General features: G+C 70.0%; 17 protein-coding genes. 6 read left to right on the top strand and 11 right to left on the bottom strand.

The window, feature by feature from the left end; all coding sequences use genetic code 11:
- Positions 1 to 253: 253 nt before the first annotated feature.
- Entirely contained in the window at positions 254 to 1,312 is a 1,059-nt protein-coding gene (gene lpxD / locus ABS772_RS05265; RefSeq protein ID WP_350392786.1) for a UDP-3-O-(3-hydroxymyristoyl)glucosamine N-acyltransferase, read from the top strand.
- Between the two features lie 66 nt (positions 1,313 to 1,378).
- On the opposite strand, the gene ABS772_RS05260 is transcribed toward lpxD, so the two are convergent.
- Positions 1,379 to 2,374 (bottom strand): WcbI family polysaccharide biosynthesis putative acetyltransferase, encoded by a 996-nt coding sequence (locus tag ABS772_RS05260; protein WP_350392784.1) that lies wholly within the window; start codon positions 2,372 to 2,374, stop codon positions 1,379 to 1,381.
- A gap of 8 nt (positions 2,375 to 2,382) precedes the next feature.
- On the bottom strand, positions 2,383 to 3,108 hold the full coding sequence (locus tag ABS772_RS05255) for a fused DSP-PTPase phosphatase/NAD kinase-like protein (RefSeq protein ID WP_238255292.1): 726 nt from the start codon (positions 3,106 to 3,108) through the stop codon (positions 2,383 to 2,385).
- Positions 3,109 to 3,350: 242 nt separating this feature from the next.
- Between ABS772_RS05255 and ABS772_RS05250 the strand changes: the two genes are divergently transcribed.
- Together ABS772_RS05250 and ppa are read left to right on the top strand one after the other, a co-directional pair.
- Positions 3,351 to 3,857, top strand: coding sequence for a GNAT family N-acetyltransferase (locus ABS772_RS05250; protein WP_350392782.1), 507 nt, complete (start codon positions 3,351 to 3,353; stop codon positions 3,855 to 3,857).
- Positions 3,858 to 4,082: 225 nt separating this feature from the next.
- On the top strand, positions 4,083 to 4,622 hold the full coding sequence (ppa, locus tag ABS772_RS05245; RefSeq protein ID WP_238255294.1) for an inorganic diphosphatase: 540 nt from the start codon (positions 4,083 to 4,085) through the stop codon (positions 4,620 to 4,622).
- A 244-nt stretch (positions 4,623 to 4,866) separates the two neighbouring features.
- Here ppa and pyrH read toward each other — a convergent pair whose 3' ends face one another.
- The 3 genes from pyrH to ABS772_RS05230 all read right to left on the bottom strand — a co-directional run bounded on the left by pyrH (position 4,867) and on the right by ABS772_RS05230 (position 7,924).
- Positions 4,867 to 5,589 (bottom strand): UMP kinase, encoded by a 723-nt coding sequence (gene pyrH / locus ABS772_RS05240; protein WP_238255583.1) that lies wholly within the window; start codon positions 5,587 to 5,589, stop codon positions 4,867 to 4,869.
- Positions 5,590 to 5,794: 205 nt separating this feature from the next.
- The gene (gene tsf, locus ABS772_RS05235; protein WP_350392779.1) at positions 5,795 to 6,715 is read right to left on the bottom strand and encodes a translation elongation factor Ts; all 921 of its coding nucleotides are present in this window, start codon (positions 6,713 to 6,715) and stop codon (positions 5,795 to 5,797) included.
- Between the two features lie 144 nt (positions 6,716 to 6,859).
- Entirely contained in the window at positions 6,860 to 7,924 is a 1,065-nt protein-coding gene (locus ABS772_RS05230; RefSeq protein WP_238255581.1) for a 30S ribosomal protein S2, read from the bottom strand.
- A gap of 379 nt (positions 7,925 to 8,303) precedes the next feature.
- Here ABS772_RS05230 and ABS772_RS05225 point away from each other — a divergent pair, with 379 nt between their 5' ends.
- Complete coding sequence (locus ABS772_RS05225; RefSeq protein ID WP_350392776.1) at positions 8,304 to 9,047, top strand: hypothetical protein; 744 nt, start codon at positions 8,304 to 8,306, stop codon at positions 9,045 to 9,047.
- A gap of 13 nt (positions 9,048 to 9,060) precedes the next feature.
- Here ABS772_RS05225 and ABS772_RS05220 read toward each other — a convergent pair whose 3' ends face one another.
- Entirely contained in the window at positions 9,061 to 11,043 is a 1,983-nt protein-coding gene (locus ABS772_RS05220; protein WP_350392775.1) for an acyl CoA:acetate/3-ketoacid CoA transferase, read from the bottom strand.
- A gap of 441 nt (positions 11,044 to 11,484) precedes the next feature.
- Between ABS772_RS05220 and ABS772_RS05215 the strand changes: the two genes are divergently transcribed.
- Complete coding sequence (locus ABS772_RS05215; RefSeq protein WP_350392773.1) at positions 11,485 to 12,687, top strand: pyridoxal phosphate-dependent aminotransferase; 1,203 nt, start codon at positions 11,485 to 11,487, stop codon at positions 12,685 to 12,687.
- Between the two features lie 83 nt (positions 12,688 to 12,770).
- Here the strand turns inward: ABS772_RS05215 and ABS772_RS05210 are convergent, their stop codons facing one another.
- Entirely contained in the window at positions 12,771 to 13,010 is a 240-nt protein-coding gene (locus ABS772_RS05210; RefSeq protein ID WP_350392792.1) for a type II toxin-antitoxin system prevent-host-death family antitoxin, read from the bottom strand.
- Positions 13,011 to 13,531: 521 nt separating this feature from the next.
- Here ABS772_RS05210 and ABS772_RS05205 point away from each other — a divergent pair.
- Entirely contained in the window at positions 13,532 to 13,831 is a 300-nt protein-coding gene (locus ABS772_RS05205; RefSeq protein WP_238255578.1) for a hypothetical protein, read from the top strand.
- Between the two features lie 37 nt (positions 13,832 to 13,868).
- Here the strand turns inward: ABS772_RS05205 and ppx are convergent, their stop codons facing one another.
- The 4 genes from ppx to ABS772_RS05185 all read right to left on the bottom strand — a co-directional run bounded on the left by ppx (position 13,869) and on the right by ABS772_RS05185 (position 19,866).
- Positions 13,869 to 15,422, bottom strand: a complete 1,554-nt coding sequence (ppx, locus tag ABS772_RS05200) for an exopolyphosphatase (RefSeq protein ID WP_350392772.1) — start codon at positions 15,420 to 15,422, stop codon at positions 13,869 to 13,871.
- A 76-nt stretch (positions 15,423 to 15,498) separates the two neighbouring features.
- Positions 15,499 to 17,865, bottom strand: coding sequence for an RNA degradosome polyphosphate kinase (locus ABS772_RS05195; protein WP_350392770.1), 2,367 nt, complete (start codon positions 17,863 to 17,865; stop codon positions 15,499 to 15,501).
- Positions 17,866 to 17,960: 95 nt separating this feature from the next.
- Positions 17,961 to 18,725 carry a P-loop NTPase family protein gene (locus ABS772_RS05190; protein WP_350392790.1) on the bottom strand — a complete coding sequence of 255 codons (765 nt, stop codon included), beginning with the start codon at positions 18,723 to 18,725 and terminating at the stop codon, positions 17,961 to 17,963.
- Between the two features lie 28 nt (positions 18,726 to 18,753).
- Complete coding sequence (locus tag ABS772_RS05185; RefSeq protein ID WP_238255573.1) at positions 18,754 to 19,866, bottom strand: AI-2E family transporter; 1,113 nt, start codon at positions 19,864 to 19,866, stop codon at positions 18,754 to 18,756.
- Positions 19,867 to 19,967 lie beyond the last annotated feature (101 nt).

Raw genomic sequence — 19,967 nt, 5'->3', positions numbered from 1 at the left:
CCCCCCCCCCCCCCCCCCCCCCCCCCCCCCCCCCCCCCCCCCCCCCGCCCCCCCCCCCCCCCCCCCCCCCCCCCCCCCCCCCCCCCCCCCCCCCCCCGCCCCCCCGCCCCCCCCCGCCCCCCCCCCCCCCCCGGCCCCCCACGGCTCTTTTGCGTTGCCCCGCCCCCGCGTTCCGCCCCGGGCGGGTGCTCCTTCCGGCGAAGAACGCTATAGCGGCGGTCGGACCCCTCCCCTGCCGGCACCAGCGAACCTCATGTCAGATCCCGTCTTCATCGCGCCGAGAGGCGGCCTGACCCTCGGCGCGGCCGCCGAGGCCTGCGGCGTGCCGCTCCCGGAGGGCGCCGACCCGGCGCGGGCGGTGACCGGGGCCGCCCCCCTCGAAACCGCGGGGCCGACCGAGCTCGCCTACATGGACAACGCCCGCTACGGCGAGGCGCTGACCGGAACGCGGGCGCTGGCCTGCCTCGTCTCGCCGCGCTTCGCTCCGCGCGTCCCGTCCGGCACGATCGCCCTCGTCACCCGCGATCCCTACCGCGCCTATGCCGGACTGCTGGCCCGGCTCTACGAGGAGGCGATGCGGCCGGGCTCGCTGTTCGCCGCAAGCGGGGTCTCCCCCGGCGCCCATGTCCACCCGCAGGCGCGGCTCGAGGACGGGGTGCGGATCGATCCCGGCGCCGTCGTCGGCCCCGGTGCCGAGATCGGCTCCGGCACGGTGCTCGGCCCCAACGCCGTGATCGGCCCCAACGTGCGGGTCGGCCGCGACTGCTCCGTCGGCGCCGGGGCGACCCTGACCCACGCGCTGGTCGGCAACCGCGTCATCGTCCATCCCGGCGCCCGCATCGGCCAGGACGGGTTCGGCTTCGCCATGGGCCCGGGCGGCCACCTCAAGGTGCCGCAGGTCGGCCGCGTCATCATCCAGGACGATGTCGAGATCGGCGCCAACACCACCATCGACCGCGGCGCCTCGCGCGACACGGTGATCGGCGAGGGCACCAAGATCGATAACCTCGTCCAGATCGCCCACAACGTGGTGATCGGCCGCCACTGCGTGATCGTCTCCGGTGTCGGCATCTCCGGCTCGACCACGCTGGAGGATTACGTGGTGCTCGGCGGCCAGGTCGGCGTCGTCGGCCATCTGCGCATCGGCATGGGCTCGCAGATCGCCGGCTCCTCCAACGTCAACCGCGACGTGCCGCCGGGCTCGCGCTGGGGCGGCACGCCGGCCAAGCCCGTGCGGACGTGGTTCCGCGAGATGACGACGCTGGCGCGCCTCGCCGAGCGTGGCGGGAAGGACGAGGCGGAGGGGGAATGAGGTTCAGGGCTCTGCCCTGAGACCCGCCAAAGGGCTTGCCCTTTGGAAACCCCTGACGGGGAGGCCTCAGCTCTCGAACAGCGCCCGGACGTCCGGCAGGCCGCGCCAATGCTCGACCCGGTGGCAGGTCAGGCTCTCCCGCGGCTGATCGCGATAGATCGCGAGGCTCTCCGCGACGAAGGCGTCGAGGCTCAGCGTCTCGGGCGCCGCGCCCCGGCGCTGCCGACGCTTGAAGACCGTGGAGCCGGCCACGCCGTAGAGGGTCGCCACCGGCGGATAGACCGGCCAGATCGGGTCGTCCAGCAGAGCGTCCGGCGCGTAGGCCTCGACCGCCACCGAGCGCGGCGCGAGCCCCGCCTCGCGCAGCAGCCGCGCGGCGATGTCACCGAGGACGCTGAGGCGCGGATGGTTGATGTTGTGCATGAACAGGCCGCCCCGCGACCAGCGCAGCAGTTCGCCCGAGAGGTCGAAGCCGATCGCCCGGCTCGACGCGATCAGGTCCGCGGCAGCGAGATCCCAGGCGTCGAGATAGCCGAGCCGCGAAAACACGTCCTCGCGGAACAGCCCGACGATCCGTTCCCGCGGGAGCCCCTGGAGGAAGCCGAACAGGGTGATCGCCGAATGGTAGGTGCCGAGCGGCGACGGCACCAGCTTCACCCGCGCCACCGAGGCGAGGTCGCCGACATAGACCGCGTCCGGGTGGAAGGCGGTGAAGACGATCGCGGGAAACAGCCGCATCCGCGGCAGCCGCGCGCGCAGAGCCTCCGAGCCGCCCTCGGGAAAGAACTCCGCCGGGAAAGGCTGGCAGAAGACGTGGTCGCAGTCCCCGAGCGTGGCCGCGAAGGCGTCGAGGCCGCCCGCGCGCCGGCCTAGGGTGCTCATCGGGATCAGCCGCACCCGCGCGCCCGGCAGGAGGATGCGCACGGCCTCCGCCACGCCCTTCGCCTGGCAATTGCCGATCACCGCGATCCGAGGACCGTGCAGGCCGCTCCCTTCGGGGTCGCGCCGGGCGATCCACGGTCGCGGGACGGCCCGGATCAGCCGGGGAAGCCTGAGGGCCAAGGCGGCGCCTACTCGCGCCGCAGCAGCCGGTCGACGACGATGTCGGACCAGAAGCCGGCGCGGAAGTTCCGCGTCACCTCCTGCGGGTCGTAGCTGTGCTCGACCCAGTCCAGGAAGCTCTGGCCGCGCGCCTCGCCCTCGCGGAGATAGGTCGCGAAGAAGGCGTCCAGGATCCCGGTCTTGGCGAAGCGGAAATGGCCGTAGCGCGGCGAGAGCTGGCGCAGGGCCTCGCGCACCGGCCGGCCCTCGTGCAGGATCAGGAACAGGGTGGCGGCGAGCCCCGCCCGGTCCGCCCCCGACTTGCAGTGCATCACCGCCGGATAGTCGAGGCCGGCGAAGAAGTCGCGGGCCGCGAGCAGGGTCTCGCGGGAGGGCGCCTCGCGGGAGCGCAGCACGAACTCGACGAGCGTCAGCCCCTGCCGCTCGCAGGCCTCGCGCTGCAGGGGCCAGGAGCCGTGCTCGCGCCCGCCGCGCAACGACACGATCGTGCGCACGCCCTGGCGCTTGAACCATGCGAGCTGGTGCGGCGTCGGCTGGGCCGAGCGCCAGACCAGCCCGGTGCCGATCCGGTGCCGGTTGAGATAGGCGAGGCGGAAGATCCCGTGATCGACGAGCAGCATGTTCGCCCAGGCTTTCGCCCGGGAGACGGAGCCGTCGATCGGCCGCTCGAACTTCGCGATGCGGGCCATGCGCCGCGCGTAGCGCGTCTCGGGGGGAAGGAAGCGATTGAACACGGATTGCTGCGCGCGGCCTGTCGGAGCGTTCCTCTAACAGCCCGCGATTCGGGCGACAACGCGCACCGTTTCGGGCGAAATCCGATCGACGGCCTCGCGACGCGGATTTCGCGCGCCGCCCCGGCGCCGCGCGGCCCTGCCGATACGGCATCGCTTCGACCATACGGATGCCGTTTCCGGCCGTTGCCGAACCGGTCCCTTTGCCAGCATCATGCGGTGCCCGCTTGCGATCGGAGCCCGCGATGACAACGAACACGGTGAGCCTGCGCCGCGCCCGCGCCGCGGACGCGGCCGGCCTCTCGGCGGTGTTCGATGCCGCGTGGCGCGAGGCCTATCAGGGGATCATCCCGGGGGTCGCCCTGGAGCGCTTCCTGGCCCGCCGCGGACCGGAGACGTGGCGCGCCATGATCGGCGGGGGACGGGGCATGGCCGTCATCGCCTTCGGCGAGCAGGTCGCGGGCTACGCCGCCTACGGCCGGGCGCGGGACCGCACCCTGCGGGCCGACGGCGAGATCGACGAACTCTACATCGCCCCGGAGTTCCAGGGCCTCGGGCTCGGCACCCGCCTGTTCCGGGCCGTGCGCAACGACCTGATCGACCGCGGGCTCACCCGCATCGGCGTCTGGGCGCTGGCCGACAATCCCCGCGCCTGCGGCTTCTACCAGTCCCTCGGCGGCGTGGCCGGACCGGAATCGATCGAGCGCGTCTCCGGCATCTGCCTGCCGAAGGTCGCCTACCTGTTCACTTGATCAGGGATCGAGCGCGGGGCCGAGCCAAATCGTGCGGTGCAAAACAGCGTTTTCCGCCGCGGGATGACGGCCCGGAGGCAACTTGGCCGGAGGAACGATTTCAATTCCCGCCCGCACAATCTAAGACATCGCTCGATGGGTGCGGCATCGTGAGCCGGCCCGCACGATGCACCCGCCGGACGAAGCGATGCGTCCGACGGCCGGACCTTCAGAGAGCTCAGGCCCATGGACATCAACGCCATCTCGATCGGCAAGAACCCGCCGGAGGACGTCAACGTCATCGTCGAGGTTCCGCTCGGCGGCGAGCCGATCAAGTACGAGATGGACAAGGATGCCGGCACCCTCGTCGTCGACCGGTTCCTCTACACGCCGATGTTCTATCCGGGGAATTACGGCTTCATCCCCCATACCCGTTCCGGCGACGGCGACCCCTGCGACGTGCTGGTGGCCAACACCCGCGCCATCATCCCGGGCGCGATCATCTCCGTGCGCCCGGTCGGCGTGCTGGTGATGGAGGACGACGGCGGCGAGGACGAGAAGATCATCGCCGTGCCCTCGCGCAAGCTGACCCAGCGCTACAACCGGATCGAGAACTATACCGACCTGCCCGAGATCACCGTCAGCCAGATCCAGCACTTCTTCGAGCACTACAAGGACCTCGAACCCGGCAAGTGGGTGAAAGTCGTGCGCTGGGGCGACAAGGCGGAGGCCCAGCGGCTCATCCTCGAAGGCATCGAGCGCGAGAAGGCCCACAAGGGCGGCTGATTCTGTTTCGCTGCCATGCCGAGCCGCGGCGGTCTCGCCGCGGTGATCGTTCCGCCCGAGCGATGTCGCAAGGCCCCCCTCGCCCCGCCGTGCGGCAGGGGTTCGGGGTGGGGATGGTGCAGTAGGCACCGCTCCGCCTCATCCTGAATCACCCCGACCTCCTGCCTCCTCCCCACAAGGGGGAGGAGCGGAGCGACGGCGGCCGAAGCGATCGGGCGGGATGGGGTAGGAGCTGAAAGGCCTCCTACGGCACCACGCGGGTCGAGACCGAGGCGCCCGTCAGGATCGCGGTGACCGAGCTCGGCGCGTGCACCGAGCCCACCACGATGGTGAGCCGGCTCTCGCGGGCGAGCGCGAAGGCGGCGGTGTCCATCACCTTGAGATCGCGGGCGATGGCCTCGTCGTGGGTGATCGAATCGTAGCGGACCGCCTCCGGATCGCGCTTCGGGTCGGCGGAGTAGACGCCGTCCACCTGGGTCGCCTTCAGCACGGCGTCGCAGCGCAGCTCCGCGGCGCGCAGCACCGCGGCGGTGTCGGTGGTGAAGTACGGGTTGCCGGTGCCGCCCGCGAGCACCACCACCTGGCCCTTGTCGAGATGGTGCAGCGCCGGCTGGCGGGCATAGGTCTCGCAGATCGTCGGCATCGAGACCGCCGACATGGTGCGCGCCTGCACGCCCGCGGCGTTGAGCGCCGTCTCGATGGCGAGCGAGTTCATCACGGTCGCCATCATGCCGAGCGAGTCGCCGGTCGCCCGGTCGATCCAGCCCGCCTGCGAGATGCGCGCGCCGCGGATCAGGTTGCCGCCGCCGACGACGAGCGCGATCTGGATCCCGCGGGAGACCGTGGCGGCGATGTCCTCGGCGAGCGCCGCCAGCATCGGCGGATGGAGCCAGTATCCGTCGGGGGCGGCCAGAGCCTCCCCGGACAGCTTCACGAGGACTCGGCGGTAGGGCGTCGTCTCCGGCATCGGATCCTCGTCGGCTCGGGCTGATAGCGCCGCGGCTTCTAACAACACGAGGGCCGAAACGTCGAGGGGCGGCGGCATCGCTGCCGCCGCCCCCCGCCGGGTGACCTGTGAGGATCGGTGATGATGCGCGCCGCGACCGGCCCTCATCCCGTCCTTTGCCGCGCTCCCTGACGCCGAACCGTCATCCGTTTCGGCGCGGCGCGCCTCAGCGCGACATGCTCGCGACTTCGGCGGCGAAGTCCGGGCCGTCGTCCTTCTCGATGCCCTCGCCCAGCGCGTAGCGGATGAAGCCCTTGATCGTGACCTCGCCGCCGGCCTTGCCCGCGGCCTCCTTGAGCACCTGGGTGATGGTCTTGGAGCCGTCGTGGACGAAGGGCTGCTCCAGGAGGGTGACCTCCTTGTAGTAGCTCCTCAGGCCGCTCTCGACGATCTTGGCCATCACGTGGTCCGGCTTGCCGGCGTTCTTCTCGCGCAGGATGTTCGACTCGCGCTCGACCACGGCCGGATCGACGCCGGAGGCATCGAGCGCCACCGGGCTCGTCGCGGCGATGTGCATGGCGATCTGGCGGCCCAGGGTCGAGAGGAACTCGACGTCGCCCTCGGATTCCAGCGCGACGAGCACGCCGATCTTGCCCAGCCCCTCGCTGATCTGGCCGTGGACGTAGGACGCGATCACGCCCTTGCCGACTTCGAGCTTGGCGACGCGGCGCAGGGTCATGTTCTCGCCGATGGTGGCGATGAGGTTCGAGAGCTTCTCCTGGACCGTCTCGGACGAGCCGGGGAAGGTCGCGGCCTGGAGGCCTTCGAGGGTGCCGTCGGTGTTCAGCGCGAGCTTGGCGGCCTCGCGGGCGAACGCCTGGAAGCTGTCGTTGCGGGCGACGAAGTCGGTCTCGGAATTCACCTCGACGATCGCGGCGTGCCGGCCGGCGGACTCGGCGGCGACGAGGCCCTCCGCCGCGACGCGGCCGGCCTTCTTGGCGGCCTTGGCGAGACCCTTCTTGCGCAGCCAGTCCACCGCGGCCTCGAGGTCGCCGTCGGTCTCGTTGAGCGCGCCCTTGCAATCCATCATGCCGGCGCCGGTCTTTTCGCGAAGCTCCTTCACGAGTGCGGCGGTGATGTTGGCCATGGCGATCCTCTTGCGGCTGAAGTGCGGGTCTTGAAGTGCAGGTCTTGAAGTGAATGAGCCCGGCGCTCGTTGAAAGCACCGGGCTTTGCAGAAAGATGACGGTCGGGCCGCCGGGCCGAAGATCCCGGCGGCGAGCGTTGCAACTTACGCCGCGGCGGCCTCGACGAAGGCGCGGGACTGCTCGATCCAGCCGTCGCGGGCGATGCGGCCGTTGAGCTTCAGGTCGGCGTCGAGCTTGGCGACGTCGTCGGGCTGCATGGCGGCGATCTGCCAGTAGTGCCACACGCCGGCATCGTTGAGCTTCTGCACGAGCTGCGGGCCGACGCCGTTCAGCTTGGTCAGGTCGTCGGGCGCGCCGCGGGGGGCGGCGAGCTGCTCGAAATGCTCGGTCGACTCGGCGAGCGCCGCGACGTCGGCCGGAGCGATCGCGTCGGAGGCCACCGAGGCCACGACGTCGTCGTTGGCCGGCAGCTCCTCGGCGGTGGGCTCCTCGGAGGCGCCGACATCGATGCCGAGCGCGCCCTGGCCGCGGCCGATGCCCTCGATCGCCGCGCGGGCGATCAGGTCGCAGTACAGCGCGATGGCGCGGCCGGCGTCGTCGTTGGCCGGGACGATGTAGGAGATGCCGTCCGGGTTGCAGTTCGTGTCGACGATGGCGGCGACCGGGATGCCGAGGCGCTGGGCCTCCTTGATCGCGAGCTGCTCCTTGTTGGTGTCGATCACGAACAGGAGGTCGGGCACGCCGCCCATGTCCTTGATGCCGCCGAGCGCCTTCTCGAGCTTCTCCTTCTCGCGGGTCAGCATGAGGCGCTCCTTCTTGGTGAGGCCGACGGCCCCGCCCTCGAGCGTCTCGTCCACCTTGCGCAGGCGCTGGATCGAGCCGGAGATGGTCTTCCAGTTGGTCAGCATGCCGCCGAGCCAGCGGGAGTTGACGTAGTACTGGGCCGACCGCTTGGCGGCCTCGGCGATGGCGTCCGCCGCCTGGCGCTTGGTGCCGACGAACAGCACGCGGCCGCCGCGGGCGACCGTGTCGCTCACCGCCTGGAGGGCGGCGTGCAGCGCCGGCACCGTCTGGGCGAGGTCGATGATGTGGATGTTGTTACGGGTGCCGAAGATGTAGGGCTGCATCTTCGGGTTCCAGCGGTGCGACTGGTGCCCGAAATGGGCGCCGGCCTCGAGGAGCTGGCGCATAGAGAAATCGACGGCCATGACTTTTGTTCTCTCCGGTTGATACCGCCGCGGAGGAAGCAGCCGGCCGATCGGCCGGCCACCGGAAACGCCTCATTCAGGCATGAGGCCGGCTCCGCGTGTGGGATGGGCGGGGCGTTAGCAGAGACGCAGGCGGATGGCAAGGCAGCGTGACGGGTGATGACCGGCCATGTGCATCGGCGGTTCCGCGGCTCACCCGATCTTTTGCCTGTGCCGTGCCGGGCTCTCTTCCAACATCCATGACGTGCAATATCTGTCGATAAGCACTCAAGAGGTGTGGTAGACGCCGTACGATCACCCTAAGACTGCCCGCAATGCCTGCCGAGCGCCAGATCAGCTCGATGTCGGGGCGCAACCTTGGCCGCGATGGTGGAGTGAGATGGGCCCGCGCATCCCAACCCGATCCGGCCCATCACGCCGCGCACTCTTCGGTCTGACCGTCAGCCTCGCGTTCGTGGCCATCGGTGCCGGGATGATCATCGCCGGAGCCGATATCGGCTCCGGCGGTGTCATTTTCTTCGGCGTCTGCGCGGCGGTCTTCGCATGGCAGCTTTGGCCCAACCTGCTCGAGACGGAGCGGCGCCCGCCCGAGATACTGCTCGCATGCTATCCGGGCCCCGTGGTTCTGCGCGGAGCGGCCAGGAAGCACCTGTTCTTCAGCGCCGGCACAGCCGCCCTCGGCGGCGTCGGACTTCAGATGCTGCTGGCCGAACAGCTTCCGCTGCTGATGCAGATCCTGGTGTGGCCGGGCGTCGTCCTGTTTCTCGGCGGCGCTCCCCTGCTGCTCTTCATCGCCGTCCGGGGAACCTCGCTCCAGCTCGACGGCGGCGGCCTTTTGATAGGCGACGGGTGGCGGGTGAAACGCCTGTCGTGGTCCGACGCCGACGGCTTCACGACGGCCACCGTCGCAGGTTCGTCGACACGCATGGTAGTGTTCGACGATACGACCACGGGCGACACGCGGCTCGCCCGCCTGAACCGCACGCTGGTCGGCCGCAACGCGGCCCTCTCGGACACGTTCGGGCTCGATCCCGACGATCTCGCGGCGCTGCTCACCGCGTGGCGGGCGCGGGCGCTTCAGGCGGGAGCGGAACCAGGGTCCGTCCCGCCCGAACGGCGATAGCCGGCCCGGCGGCTCACGCCGCCGAAGCCACCGCCGGCGAGATCATCTTCCGGGCCTTCTTGTCCTCGGTCGAGCCGAGGAAGGCCTGGGCCTCCTCCTTGCGCTCGAAGACGTGGGGGGCGACGCCGCGCTTGGTCAGGGCCTCCTCCATCTTCAGGCGCAGGAAGGCGCTCGTCGCGTAGCGGGTCGTCGTCGCGTAGTAGTTCGCCTGGAGATACTGAATCATCCCGGCGTAATCGTCGTAGAGGTTCTCGTTGAGCCGGAAGCCGTCGTGGTTGATCACCGCGTTGACCCGCTGGCCGGCCTTGCGGCAGGCCTCGACGATGGTCATGCGCAGCTCGTCCATGTCGCTCTTCACCCGGCAGTACCAGCCCTCCAGGTTGATGAAGAGGATGTTGCGCTCGGCATCCAGGCTGACGCGCGACTTCAGATCCAGGTTGAGCAGGTCCGAGATCAGATCCATCGGCTCGTCGCGGAAGATGCGCGCGTCCATGCTCACCGGATTGCGCACCACGGGGGTGAAATCCATGTGGGCGAGGATGTCGCGCTCGATGTCGATGCCCGGCGCCACCTCGATCAGTTCGAGCCCCTCCTTGGTGAGCTGGAAGACGCAGCGCTCGGTCACGTAGATCACGGGCTGCGAGCGCTCGACCGCGTAGGGGCCGGAGAAGGTGTTCTGCTGGACTTCCGCAACGAACTTCCGGGCCCGGCCTTCCTGGACGATCTTCACCTGCCCGTCCTGGACGGCGATCTCCAGGCCGCCCGCGGTGAAGGTGCCGGCGAAGACGACCGAGCGGGCGTTCTGCGAGATGTTGATGAAGCCGCCGCAGCCGTTGAGCTTGCCCCCGAACTTCGAGGTGTTGACGTTGCCGGCCGCGTCGCACTCGGCCATGCCGAGGCAGGTCATGTCGAGACCGCCGCCGTCGTAGAAGTCGAACATCTGGTTCTGGTCGATGATGCAGTCGGCATTCGTCGCGGCGCCGAAGCTCGACCCCGAGGCCAGGACGCCGCCGACCGCGCCGGCCTCCGTGGTGAGCGTGATGTAGGGGGTGATCTTCTCCTCGTTCGCCACGGAGGAGATGCCCTCGGGCGCGCCGACGCCGAGGTTGACCACGCCGTTGGGCGGCAGTTCGAAGGCGGCGCGCCGGGCGATGATCTTGCGCTCGTTGAGCGCCATCCGCTTGATGCCGGTGACGGGGACGCGGATCTCGCCGGCGAGCGCGGCGTCGTACATCACGCCGTAATTCATGCGGTGCATCTCGGGCTCGGCGACCACGACGCCGTCGACGAGGATGCCGGGCACCCGCACGTCCTTCGGCAGCAGGTAGCCGTCATCGACGATGCGCTCGACCTGGGCGATGACGATGCCGCCGTTGTTGCGCGCGGCCATGGCCTGGGCGAGGCAGTCGAGGGTCAGCGCCTCCTTCTCGAAGGAGAGGTTGCCCGACGGGTCGGCGGAGGTGGCGCGGATGAAGGCCACGTCGATCTTGGTGGCGGTGTAGAACAGCCACTCCTCGCCATCGACCTCGACGAGCTTGACGATGTCCTCCGTCGTGAGCTCGTTGACCTTGGCGCCGCCGTGGCGCGGATCGACGTAGGTCTTCAGGCCCACCTTCGAGAACAGGCCCGGCTGGCCGGCGGCGCAGGCGCGGTAGAGCTGCGAGATCACGCCCTGGGGCAGGTTGTAGCCGCGGATGCGGTTGGCCTGGGCGGCCTGCGCCACCTTCGGCATGCGCCCGAAATTGGCGGCGATGACCCGCGAGAGCAGCCCGTCATGGTGCAGCCGGCCGGTGCCGAGCCCCTTCGAGTCGCCTGCGCCCGCGGTCATGATCAGGGTGAGGCCGCGGGGCGAGCCGGTCTCGACGAAGCGCTTCTCAAGGGCGGCGTGCAACGCTTCCGGGATGCAGCTCTGGACGAAACCCGTGGTCGTCAGGACATCGTTCTCGCGGATGAGGGCGATCGCCTCCTCGGCCGTGATGACCTTGTTCTTCTTCATAGGTCCCGCCGTCCTCCGCTTGCCTGGCCCGGCCGGGCGGTAGGGTCCGCCTCTCGCCGCTTCCGCCCGGATCATCGTTGCCCGGCCCCGCAGGATCGGACAGATTCCATCCGCTTAGGGCCGCCTGAATTCTGCATGCACTTATCATTGCAGTGCATCAGTATGCTGTCGCACTGCAATAAACTGCACGTCTCGTCTGCGACAATACCCGAAAACCTTGCCGGCGTACGCCTGAAAAACTCTTCGTTCCAGCTTGAGAAAAATTGCAGGCCGGGCGGCAGGGGGTGCCGGAGCCCGCGAAACCGCCGCGCAGAAACGGGACCGGGACGTCGCCTTTCGCTCGCCGCGCTTGCCCGTGCCCCGGCGCATGATTACGAGGGCCGCGATGCCCGGATCATCGTCCGGGCCGCCCGACACTCGAAGACCTTTCGGAGATCTCCCATGGGCTTTCTCGCCGACGCCCTCTCGCGGGTTAAGCCGTCCGCGACCATCGCGATGACCCAGAAGGCACGAGAGCTCAAAGCCTCCGGCGTCGACGTCATCAGCCTCTCGGTCGGCGAGCCGGATTTCGACACGCCCGACCACATCAAGGAGGCGGCGATCGACGCGATCCGCCGCGGCGAGACCAAGTACCCGCCCGTCTCCGGCATCAACCCGCTGCGCGAGGCGATCGTCAAGAAGTTCAAGCGCGAGAACGGGCTCGACTACAAGGTCTCGCAGACCATCGTCGGCACCGGCGGCAAGCACGTCATCTACAACGCGCTGCTGGCCACGCTGAACCCCGGCGACGAGGTGGTGATCCCGCGTCCCTACTGGGTGTCCTACCCGGAGATGGTGATCCTGTGCGGCGGCACCCCGGTCTTCGCCGACACCGACATGGCGCACGATTTCAAACTCCAGCCGGAGGAGCTCGAGCGCGTCATCACGGGGAAGACCAAGTGGATCATCCTCAACTCGCCGTCGAACCCCTCGGGCGCCGCCTACACCCGCGACGAGATGAAGAAGATCACCGACGTGCTGATGCGCCATCCGCAGGTCTGGGTGCTCACCGACGACATGTACGAGCACCTGACCTACGGCGACTTCGAGTTCGTCACCCCGGCCCAGGTCGAGCCCGGCCTCTACGAGCGCACGCTCACCATGAACGGCGTCTCGAAGGCCTACGCCATGACCGGCTGGCGCATCGGCTACGCCGCTGGCCCGGAGCCGCTCATCAAGGCGATGGACTTCGTGCAGGGCCAGCAGACCTCCGGCGCCTCCTCGATCTCGCAATGGGCGGCGGTGGCGGCGCTGGACGGCACGCAGGAGCACCTCGCCCGCTTCAAGGCGGCGTTCCAGGAGCGGCGCGACCTCGTGGTCTCGATGCTGAACCAGTCGAACGGCCTCAAGTGCCCGACGCCAGAGGGCGCGTTCTACGTCTACCCGTCCTGCGCCGACCTGATCGGCAAGACCACCGAGACGGGCAAGACCATCGGCTCGGACGAGGATTTCGTCACCGAGCTGCTGCAGGCCGAGGGCGTCGCCGCGGTCCACGGCTCGGCCTTCGGCCTCGGCCCGAACCTGCGCATCTCCTACGCCACCTCCAACAAGACCCTGGAGGAGGCCTGCCGCCGCATCCAGCGCTTCTGCGGCTCTCTGCGGTAAGCGAATGCGCCGGCGGCCGCAGGAGGATCCTCCTGTGGCCGCCCGTCACCTTTCGGCCGGGAGCTGCGCTCCGGCCTAAGAATTCACAACACCGGGTCGCGCACGGGCATCGGCAGACGTTCCGGTTCGATCTCCACCTCGCGATAGGGCGAGGCCTGAAAAGCTGCGACCAACGCCGCCCCCGTCGCCCCGTTCTTCAGGCGGCGGAACTCCTCGGCGGAGATGACGACGACCTCCTCTTGCGCCCGCACCGTCACGTGCTGCGGTCCCTCGCTGCGCACGCGCCGGACGAGTTCGCCGAAGCGAGCCCGCGCATCCGCCAGCCGCTACGGGCGGCGAGAGGCGGCGTCCGCATCATCATCGGTCGGATCGGAACGCCCCGTCATACGGCCCAAAGTAGCAGGTCCGCCGGTCACTTCAACGCGCCGGTCAATCCAGGGTCATCCCGAGGATCAAGAGCGGGGAGCGGCGTCACGGCGCGGTTGCCCGCGGCGGCGCGGACCTCTACATCGGCCCTCCCCGCGGCCGATGCGCCTGACGGTTTCGCGAGCCCTCTCGGGCCTGCGTGGCGGCGGGGCCGGCAGTGACGGGGCGGTGCGGACCAGTTCTCTGCGCCGTTCCTGTGACGCTCAGTGGGCCGAGCGGCTGCAGGTGCGTCGGCAGCGCGGGGAACAGGAACCGCGATGTCGGCGCATGGCCCACCCGAGTCCCGCCCCCCGATCCGCGGCCGAGCCCGGATCGGGGACGGCGGTCCAGGGTGCGGGAACCGTTAACGGTCTTTCGCAAGGGAAAACGAACCAGCAGCATGCGATCCCTCGACCTGTTGTCCCAGAGAGGTCGCACCATGTCTCAATCCGGCAGAGCCCGCGTCTCCGCCCGCCAGTATCTGCCGGAATCGAAGCTGGAAGACCTCGCCAGCAGCCTGCGGCGCCTCGCCAACCACCGCGGTCTCATCCGCAGCGAGATCGCCAGCCCGATGCTGCTGCGCCTCCTGCCGCCGCCCCGGCGCGCCGAGGAGAAGAAGTACGAGGCCGACCTGCGCCAGCGCATCGCCGACGCCAACCTCGACGGGCCGCGCATCGCCTACCTGACGGCCGATGCCGAGCGCGAGATCGCGATCGCCCACACGCGCCTGTCGGGCTGAGGGGACGGAGACCGGGCGGGCCGCGAGCGGTTCCGGCTCAGACGACCTCGATCCGCCCGTCGAGGCCGATCACGCGGCCCAGACCGCGGACGCGGCTCAGCAGGCGCTCGCCGTTGAGGTCGGCCCAGTCGGTGGGCAGGCGCAGCACCACCCGGCCGTCCTCGACCGCGATCGGCATCCGGGTGAGCGGTCCGGCCATGCCGCACGAGACCGGAAAGGCGACCCGCATCAGCGCGCCGACGAGGCGGGCGCGGTCGAACAGGCGGGGGCCGGCAAGGGTGCGCAGGGTCGGGCTCGCCTTCTCCGGGGCCACGCCCTCGTGGCGGAAATAGCCCGACAGAGCGAGATAGGCCCGGCCCGGATGGTCGATGCCGGCGAAGGCCGCGTTGGCGATCACGTTGAGGCTCTGCTCGCCGCGATAGTCGGGATGGGCCCGCCAGCCGATATCGGAGAGCAGGCAGGCGGCGTGGCGCAGGCGGCGCTCGCCCGCGGTCTCCGGACCGTCGAGGCTGGCGATGAAGTGGTCGGTCCAGCCGCGCAGCTCCTCGCCGTGGCCGGGAGAGCGGGCGCGCTGAAGGTTGAGCTCCTGCGCCGAGACGATCAGCGGGTCGAGGGCCCGGGTCTCGCGGTCGAGCTGCTCGAACAGCAGGCCCTCGCGGACGCCGAAGGCGGAGATGGCGATCTCGCGGGGCCGGCCCAGCCGGATGATCTCTTCGAGAACGACGGCGCCGAAGGCCAGCAGGGGCCGGCGCGCCTCGGAGATGGTCTCGACCTCCTGCAGGGTCGCCGCGTCGGTCGCCTCGACCATTTCGAGGAAACTCAGTTCATCGGACGGCTCGACCGCGTAGCCGTGCATGACGTGGAGCGGGTATTCGCGGGCGGCCTGGTGCAGGCGGGCGAGCGCCCGCCACGTGCCGCCGACCGCGTAGAAGGTGCGGCCGCGCAGGGTGTCGAGCTGCGGCTCGGCCTTCTTCAGATGCTCGCGGGCGATCTTGCGCGCCTTCTTGAGCGAGCCCTCGGAGAGATCCTGGAGCGCCAGCCCGCCGAGCGGCATGGTCACGCCCTGGCCGACCGTGGTGCCGTTGACGTCGACGAGTTCGAGGGAGCCGCCGCCGAGGTCGCCGACCACGCCGTCGGGCGCGTAGAAGCCCGAGACGACGCCGAGCGCCGACAACTCCGCCTCGCGCCGGCCGGAGAGGAGCTGGATGTCGTGCCCAAGCGCCTCGCGCGCCGCCTCCAGGAAGGCCGGACCGTTGGCGGCGTCGCGCGCGGCGGCGGTGGCCAGGACGAAGATGCGCGAGACCCGCATCGTGTCGCACAGGACGCGGAAGCGGCGCAGGGCCATGAGCGCCCGCTGCACGGAATCCTCGTTGAGGCGGCCCGTGGAGAAGACGCTGCGGCCGAGACCGCACAGGACCTTCTCGTTGTAGAGCGGCGTCGAGGCGCGCTGGAGCCCGTCATAGGCGACGAGCCGCACCGAGTTCGAGCCGATATCGATGATCGCGACGGGATCGAACGTCATGCCAGTGATCACCGGAGCCGGGCGTTCGACGGAGTGGGCGAGCGTCAGGTGAGGACGTGTCGGACCCATGCAGCCCCCATGTCAGGGAGGCGCCCCGCGGACGGGACGCTCACGATCGTTCGGGGCCGCGAGGCCGGCACCGCGATCAGGACCGCTGGGCGCGGCGACTGAGGGCCCGCGGGCTCGATTTCTTCGACGACTTGCCGCGCCCGGACAGGCTCGGATTCGTCATGAAGTACTTGTGCGCGTTGAACGGCTCCTCCCCTTCCGCGGGGCTGATCCGCTCGCTCGCGCCCGATGCCAGTACACGCCAGCTCTGCCGGTTGTCGAGCAGGTTGGCCAGCATGATCTGGTCCAGCACCTGCTGATGCACAGTCGGGTTGGTGATCGGCAACAGCGCCTCGACCCGCCGGTCGAGGTTGCGCTGCATCAGGTCGGCCGAGGAGATGTAGACGGTCGCCTTCGGGTGCGGCAGCCCGGCGCCGTTGCCGAAGGCGTAGACGCGCTCGTGCTCGAGGAAGCGCCCGACGATCGACTTCACCCGGATCGTGTCGGACAGGCCGGGGATCCCCGGCCGCAGGCAGCAGATGCCGCGCACGATGCAGTCGATCTGCACGCCCTCCTGGCTCGCGTCGTAGAGCGCGTCGATGATCTGCGGATCGACCAGCGAGTTGCACTTGATCCAGATCGCCGCCGGGCGCCCGGCCTTGGCGTGGGCGATCTCCTCCTCGATGTGCTGGAGCAGGCGCGGCTTCAGCGTCAGCGGCGAGACCGCCATGCGCTCCAGCTCCGCCGGCTCGGCATAGCCGGTGATGAAGTTGAAGATGCGCGACACGTCGCGGGCGATGGCCGGGTCGGCGGTGAAGAAGGAGAGGTCGGTGTAGATCCGCGCGGTGATCGGATGATAGTTGCCGGTGCCGACGTGGCAGTAGGTGACGAGGCGGTCGCCCTCGCGGCGCACCACCATCGACAGCTTGGCGTGGGTCTTCAGCTCGACGAAGCCGAACACCACCTGCGCGCCCGCCTTCTCGAGGTTGCGCGCCCAGCGGATATTGGCCTCCTCGTCGAACCGGGCCTTCAGCTCGACCAGCGCGGTCACCGACTTGCCGGCCTCCGCGGCCTCCGCCAAGGCGGCGACGATCGGCGAGTTGGAGGAGGTGCGGTAGAGCGTCTGCTTGATCGCCACCACGTTCGGGTCGCGGGCGGCCTGCCCGAGGAACTGCACCACCGAGTCGAACGACTCGTAGGGGTGGTGGACGATGAAGTCCTTCTGCCGGATCGCGGCGAAGACGTCGCCGCCGGACTCGCGGATCCGCTCGGGGAAGCGCGGATTGTAGGGCTTGAACTTGAGGTCGGGCCGGTCGATCCCGACGATCTGCGACAGCTCGTTGAGCGCCAGCATCCCCTCGACCACGAAGATGGAATCGGGGGCGATCTCCAGCTCGTCGGCGACGAAGGCCCGCAGATCCTCGGTCATGCCCGCCTCGATCTCCAGGCGGATGACGACGCCGCGGCGGCGGCGCTTGATCGCCGATTCGAAGTGCAGGACGAGGTCCTCCGCCTCCTCCTCGATCTCGAGATCGGAATCGCGCACGACGCGGAAGGCGCCCTGCCCTTTCAGCGAGTAGCCGGGGAAGAGCCGGCTCGCGTATTTCGCGATCACCTGCTCGATGGCGACGAAGCGGGCGGTGCCGTCGCCGGCGACGTCCGGCAGGCGCACGAAGCGGTCGAGCAGGGACGGCAGGCGGATCAGCGCGCGCAAGGTCCGCCCGTCGCGGGGGCGCACCATCATCAGCGCGACGGTGAAGCCGAGATTGGGGATGAACGGGAAGGGGTGCGCCGGATCGATGGCGAGCGGCGTCAGCACCGGGAAGATGTAGGACAGGAAGTAGTCGTCGAGCCAGGCGAGGTGCTCGTCCGACAGTTCGGCCGGGTCGGCGAGGTGGATGCCGCTGGCGTTCAGCTCCTCCCGCAGCGCCCGCCAGCGCTCCTGCTGGTCGAGGGCCAGCCGCGAGACCTCGCTGCCGATGCGCGACAGCTGCTCCGCGGGGGTCAGGCCGTCCTGCGAGGGCACGACGAGGCCGGCGCGGACCTGATCGTGCAGGCCGGCGACGCGCACCATGAAGAACTCGTCGAGGTTGTTGGCCGAGATCGAGAGGAAGCGCAGCTGCTCCAGCAGCGGATGGTTCGGGTTGGCGGATTCCTCCAGCACCCGGCGGTTGAACTGGAGCCAGGACAGCTCGCGGTTCACGAAGCGCTCGGGCGAGTGCCGCAGGGAGCGCCCCGCCTCCAGCACCGGCTCGCGGGCGGCCTCCGCCGGATCGCTCTCGCTGGCGGCGTCGGGCTCGGCCGGCTTCTCGGCGGCCTTCTCCGCGGCGAGGATGCGGGCGGCGCGGGCGGTGCGGGCGCGGGCGGATTCGCTGCGCACGCCCCGCTCGGTGGCGAGACTGGTCTCCTCGGCCTCGGTCGTCTCCGTGTCCCGGCCGACCACATCCGATTCCACTTCCGACAACGCGCTGGCTCCCTTCGATTTCGGTCCGGCTCCCTAGCACGGGGCAGCTGGACCCGTTTGACAGTTTCATGACAACGGCTGGCGGCTCACGCCGCTCAGGTGCCGGCCCCGGCCTCGTCTCCCTCCGCCGTGTCCTCTTCCGCTGTTTCCCCGTCCGCCTCTCCCTGGCCGTCGGCGACCTCCATCCGATCGAGGACGGCCAGCGCCAGCGGCCGGGTGATGCGCCGCCGACGGCCCAGCGCGTCGCGGTCGAGTTCGGCCACGACCTCGCGGACGCGGGCGAGCGAGCGGTCGATGCGCAGCGCCAGGGCATCGACCACCGAGGTGTCGATGCCGAGCTGCCGGTCGGCGAACAGCTTGACGATGACCGCCTTCAGGAGCGCGTCGTCCGGCGGGCCGATCTCGGCGCCGGGCGCGAGCCGCAGCCGCGAGCGCAGGTCGGCGACCTTCAGGCCGAAGCCGTCCACCGGGCCGCAGGCGGTGAGCAGCACGGGAAAGCGCCGCTCGCGGGCGAGGTTCAGCAGGTGGAACAGGGCCGCCTCGTCGCGGCCGGCCTCCCGGTCCACGTCCTCGATCACGAGGGCGCCGTTGGAGACGAGGTGGGAGACGTTGCTCCCGGAGACCTCGGCGGCGGAGACCGTCCAGGCCTGCGCCCGCGTCGCCCAGATCGAGGCGAGATGGCTCTTGCCGCTGCCGGGCGGGCCGCGGAGCAGGAGCACGGTGTCGGGCCAATCGGGCCACGCCTCGACCAGGGCATAGGCCTCCTCGTTCGAGGGGCTGACCAGAAAATCCTCCGCGCCGTAGCGCGGGTCGAGCGGCAGGTCGAAGGCGAGCTGCTTCGGGGGGGCGTTGTCGCGCATGGTGACCACCATACACCGCCTCGCGCGATCAATCGCGGGCGGGCAGCGAGGGGCTCCCGGAATCCCCGATCAGCACGGGTCCGTCGCCCCGGTAGAGCTTGCTCTCGAGATAGCGCTCGATGCCGAAGCGGACGACGACGCCGATGGAGGCGGCGACCGGCACGGCCAGCAGCAGCCCAAGGAAGCCGAACAGCGAGCCGAAGGCCAAGAGCGCGAACATCAGCCAGACCGGGTGGAGGCCGACGGAATCGCCCACGAGCTTGGGCGAGATCACGTTGCCCTCCAGGAACTGCCCGACGAGGAACACGCCGACGGTGAGGCCGATATGGAGCCAGTCGCCCGACGGCCACCACTGCACCAGGGCGACGCCGACGGAGAGCATGAAGCCGGTGAGCGTGCCGACATAGGGGATGAAGGTGAGAAAGCCCGAGATCATCCCGATCAACACGCCGAAGTTCAGCCCGACCAGGAACAGGCCGACCGCGTAGAACGAGCCGAGGATCAGGCAGACGAGGCTCTGCCCGCGCACGAAGCCGGTCACCGCCCCGTCGATCTCGCCCGCGAGCCGCCGCGCGGTCGGGCGGTGGCGCGGGGGCACCCAGCCGTCGAGGGTGGCGATCATCCGGTCCCAATCGTGCAGCACGTAGAAGGCGACGACCGGCGTGACGACGAGCAGGGAAGCGATGGAGACCAGCGCCTGGCTCCCCGTCCAGAGCGACTTGAGGAAGGCCAGGAACCACGCTCCGCCCTGCCCCACCAGCGTGCCGACGGAGGATTGCAGCTCGCTGACGACTTCCGAGCCGCCGACGCGCTGGAGGAGCGGGCCGGCGCGCTCCACGAGGATGCCCTGCAGCCGCCCAACCATGGTCGGCAGGGCGTTGACGAGGGAGGCGACCTGCCCGGCGGCGAGCGGCACGACGATGATGAGCACCACCACGAGCCCGACGACGAAGCCCGCCAGGATCAGCAGGGTCGCGGCGAGCCGGCCGAGGCCGAGCCGCTCCAGCCGGTCGGCCAGCGGATCGAGCAGGTAGGCGAGCGCCAGACCCGCCACGAAGGGCAGCATCACCTCGCGCAGCTCGTAGAGCAGGAAGACGAGGACCGCGAGAATCGACAGCCCGATGATTGCTCTGCTGCGCATCGAGGCGTCTTCCCCTTCCGAGTCCGTCCGGCGGGGAGAGTGGGAAGCGTGGCACGCCCGGTCAAGGCGGACCTTGCCGCGGGCGGCGGAAGGGCGTTCGA

The organism is Methylorubrum podarium, assembly GCF_040270385.1.
Taxonomy (GTDB): domain Bacteria; phylum Pseudomonadota; class Alphaproteobacteria; order Rhizobiales; family Beijerinckiaceae; genus Methylobacterium; species Methylobacterium podarium.
This window is presented reverse-complemented; position numbering and strand designations above follow the sequence as displayed.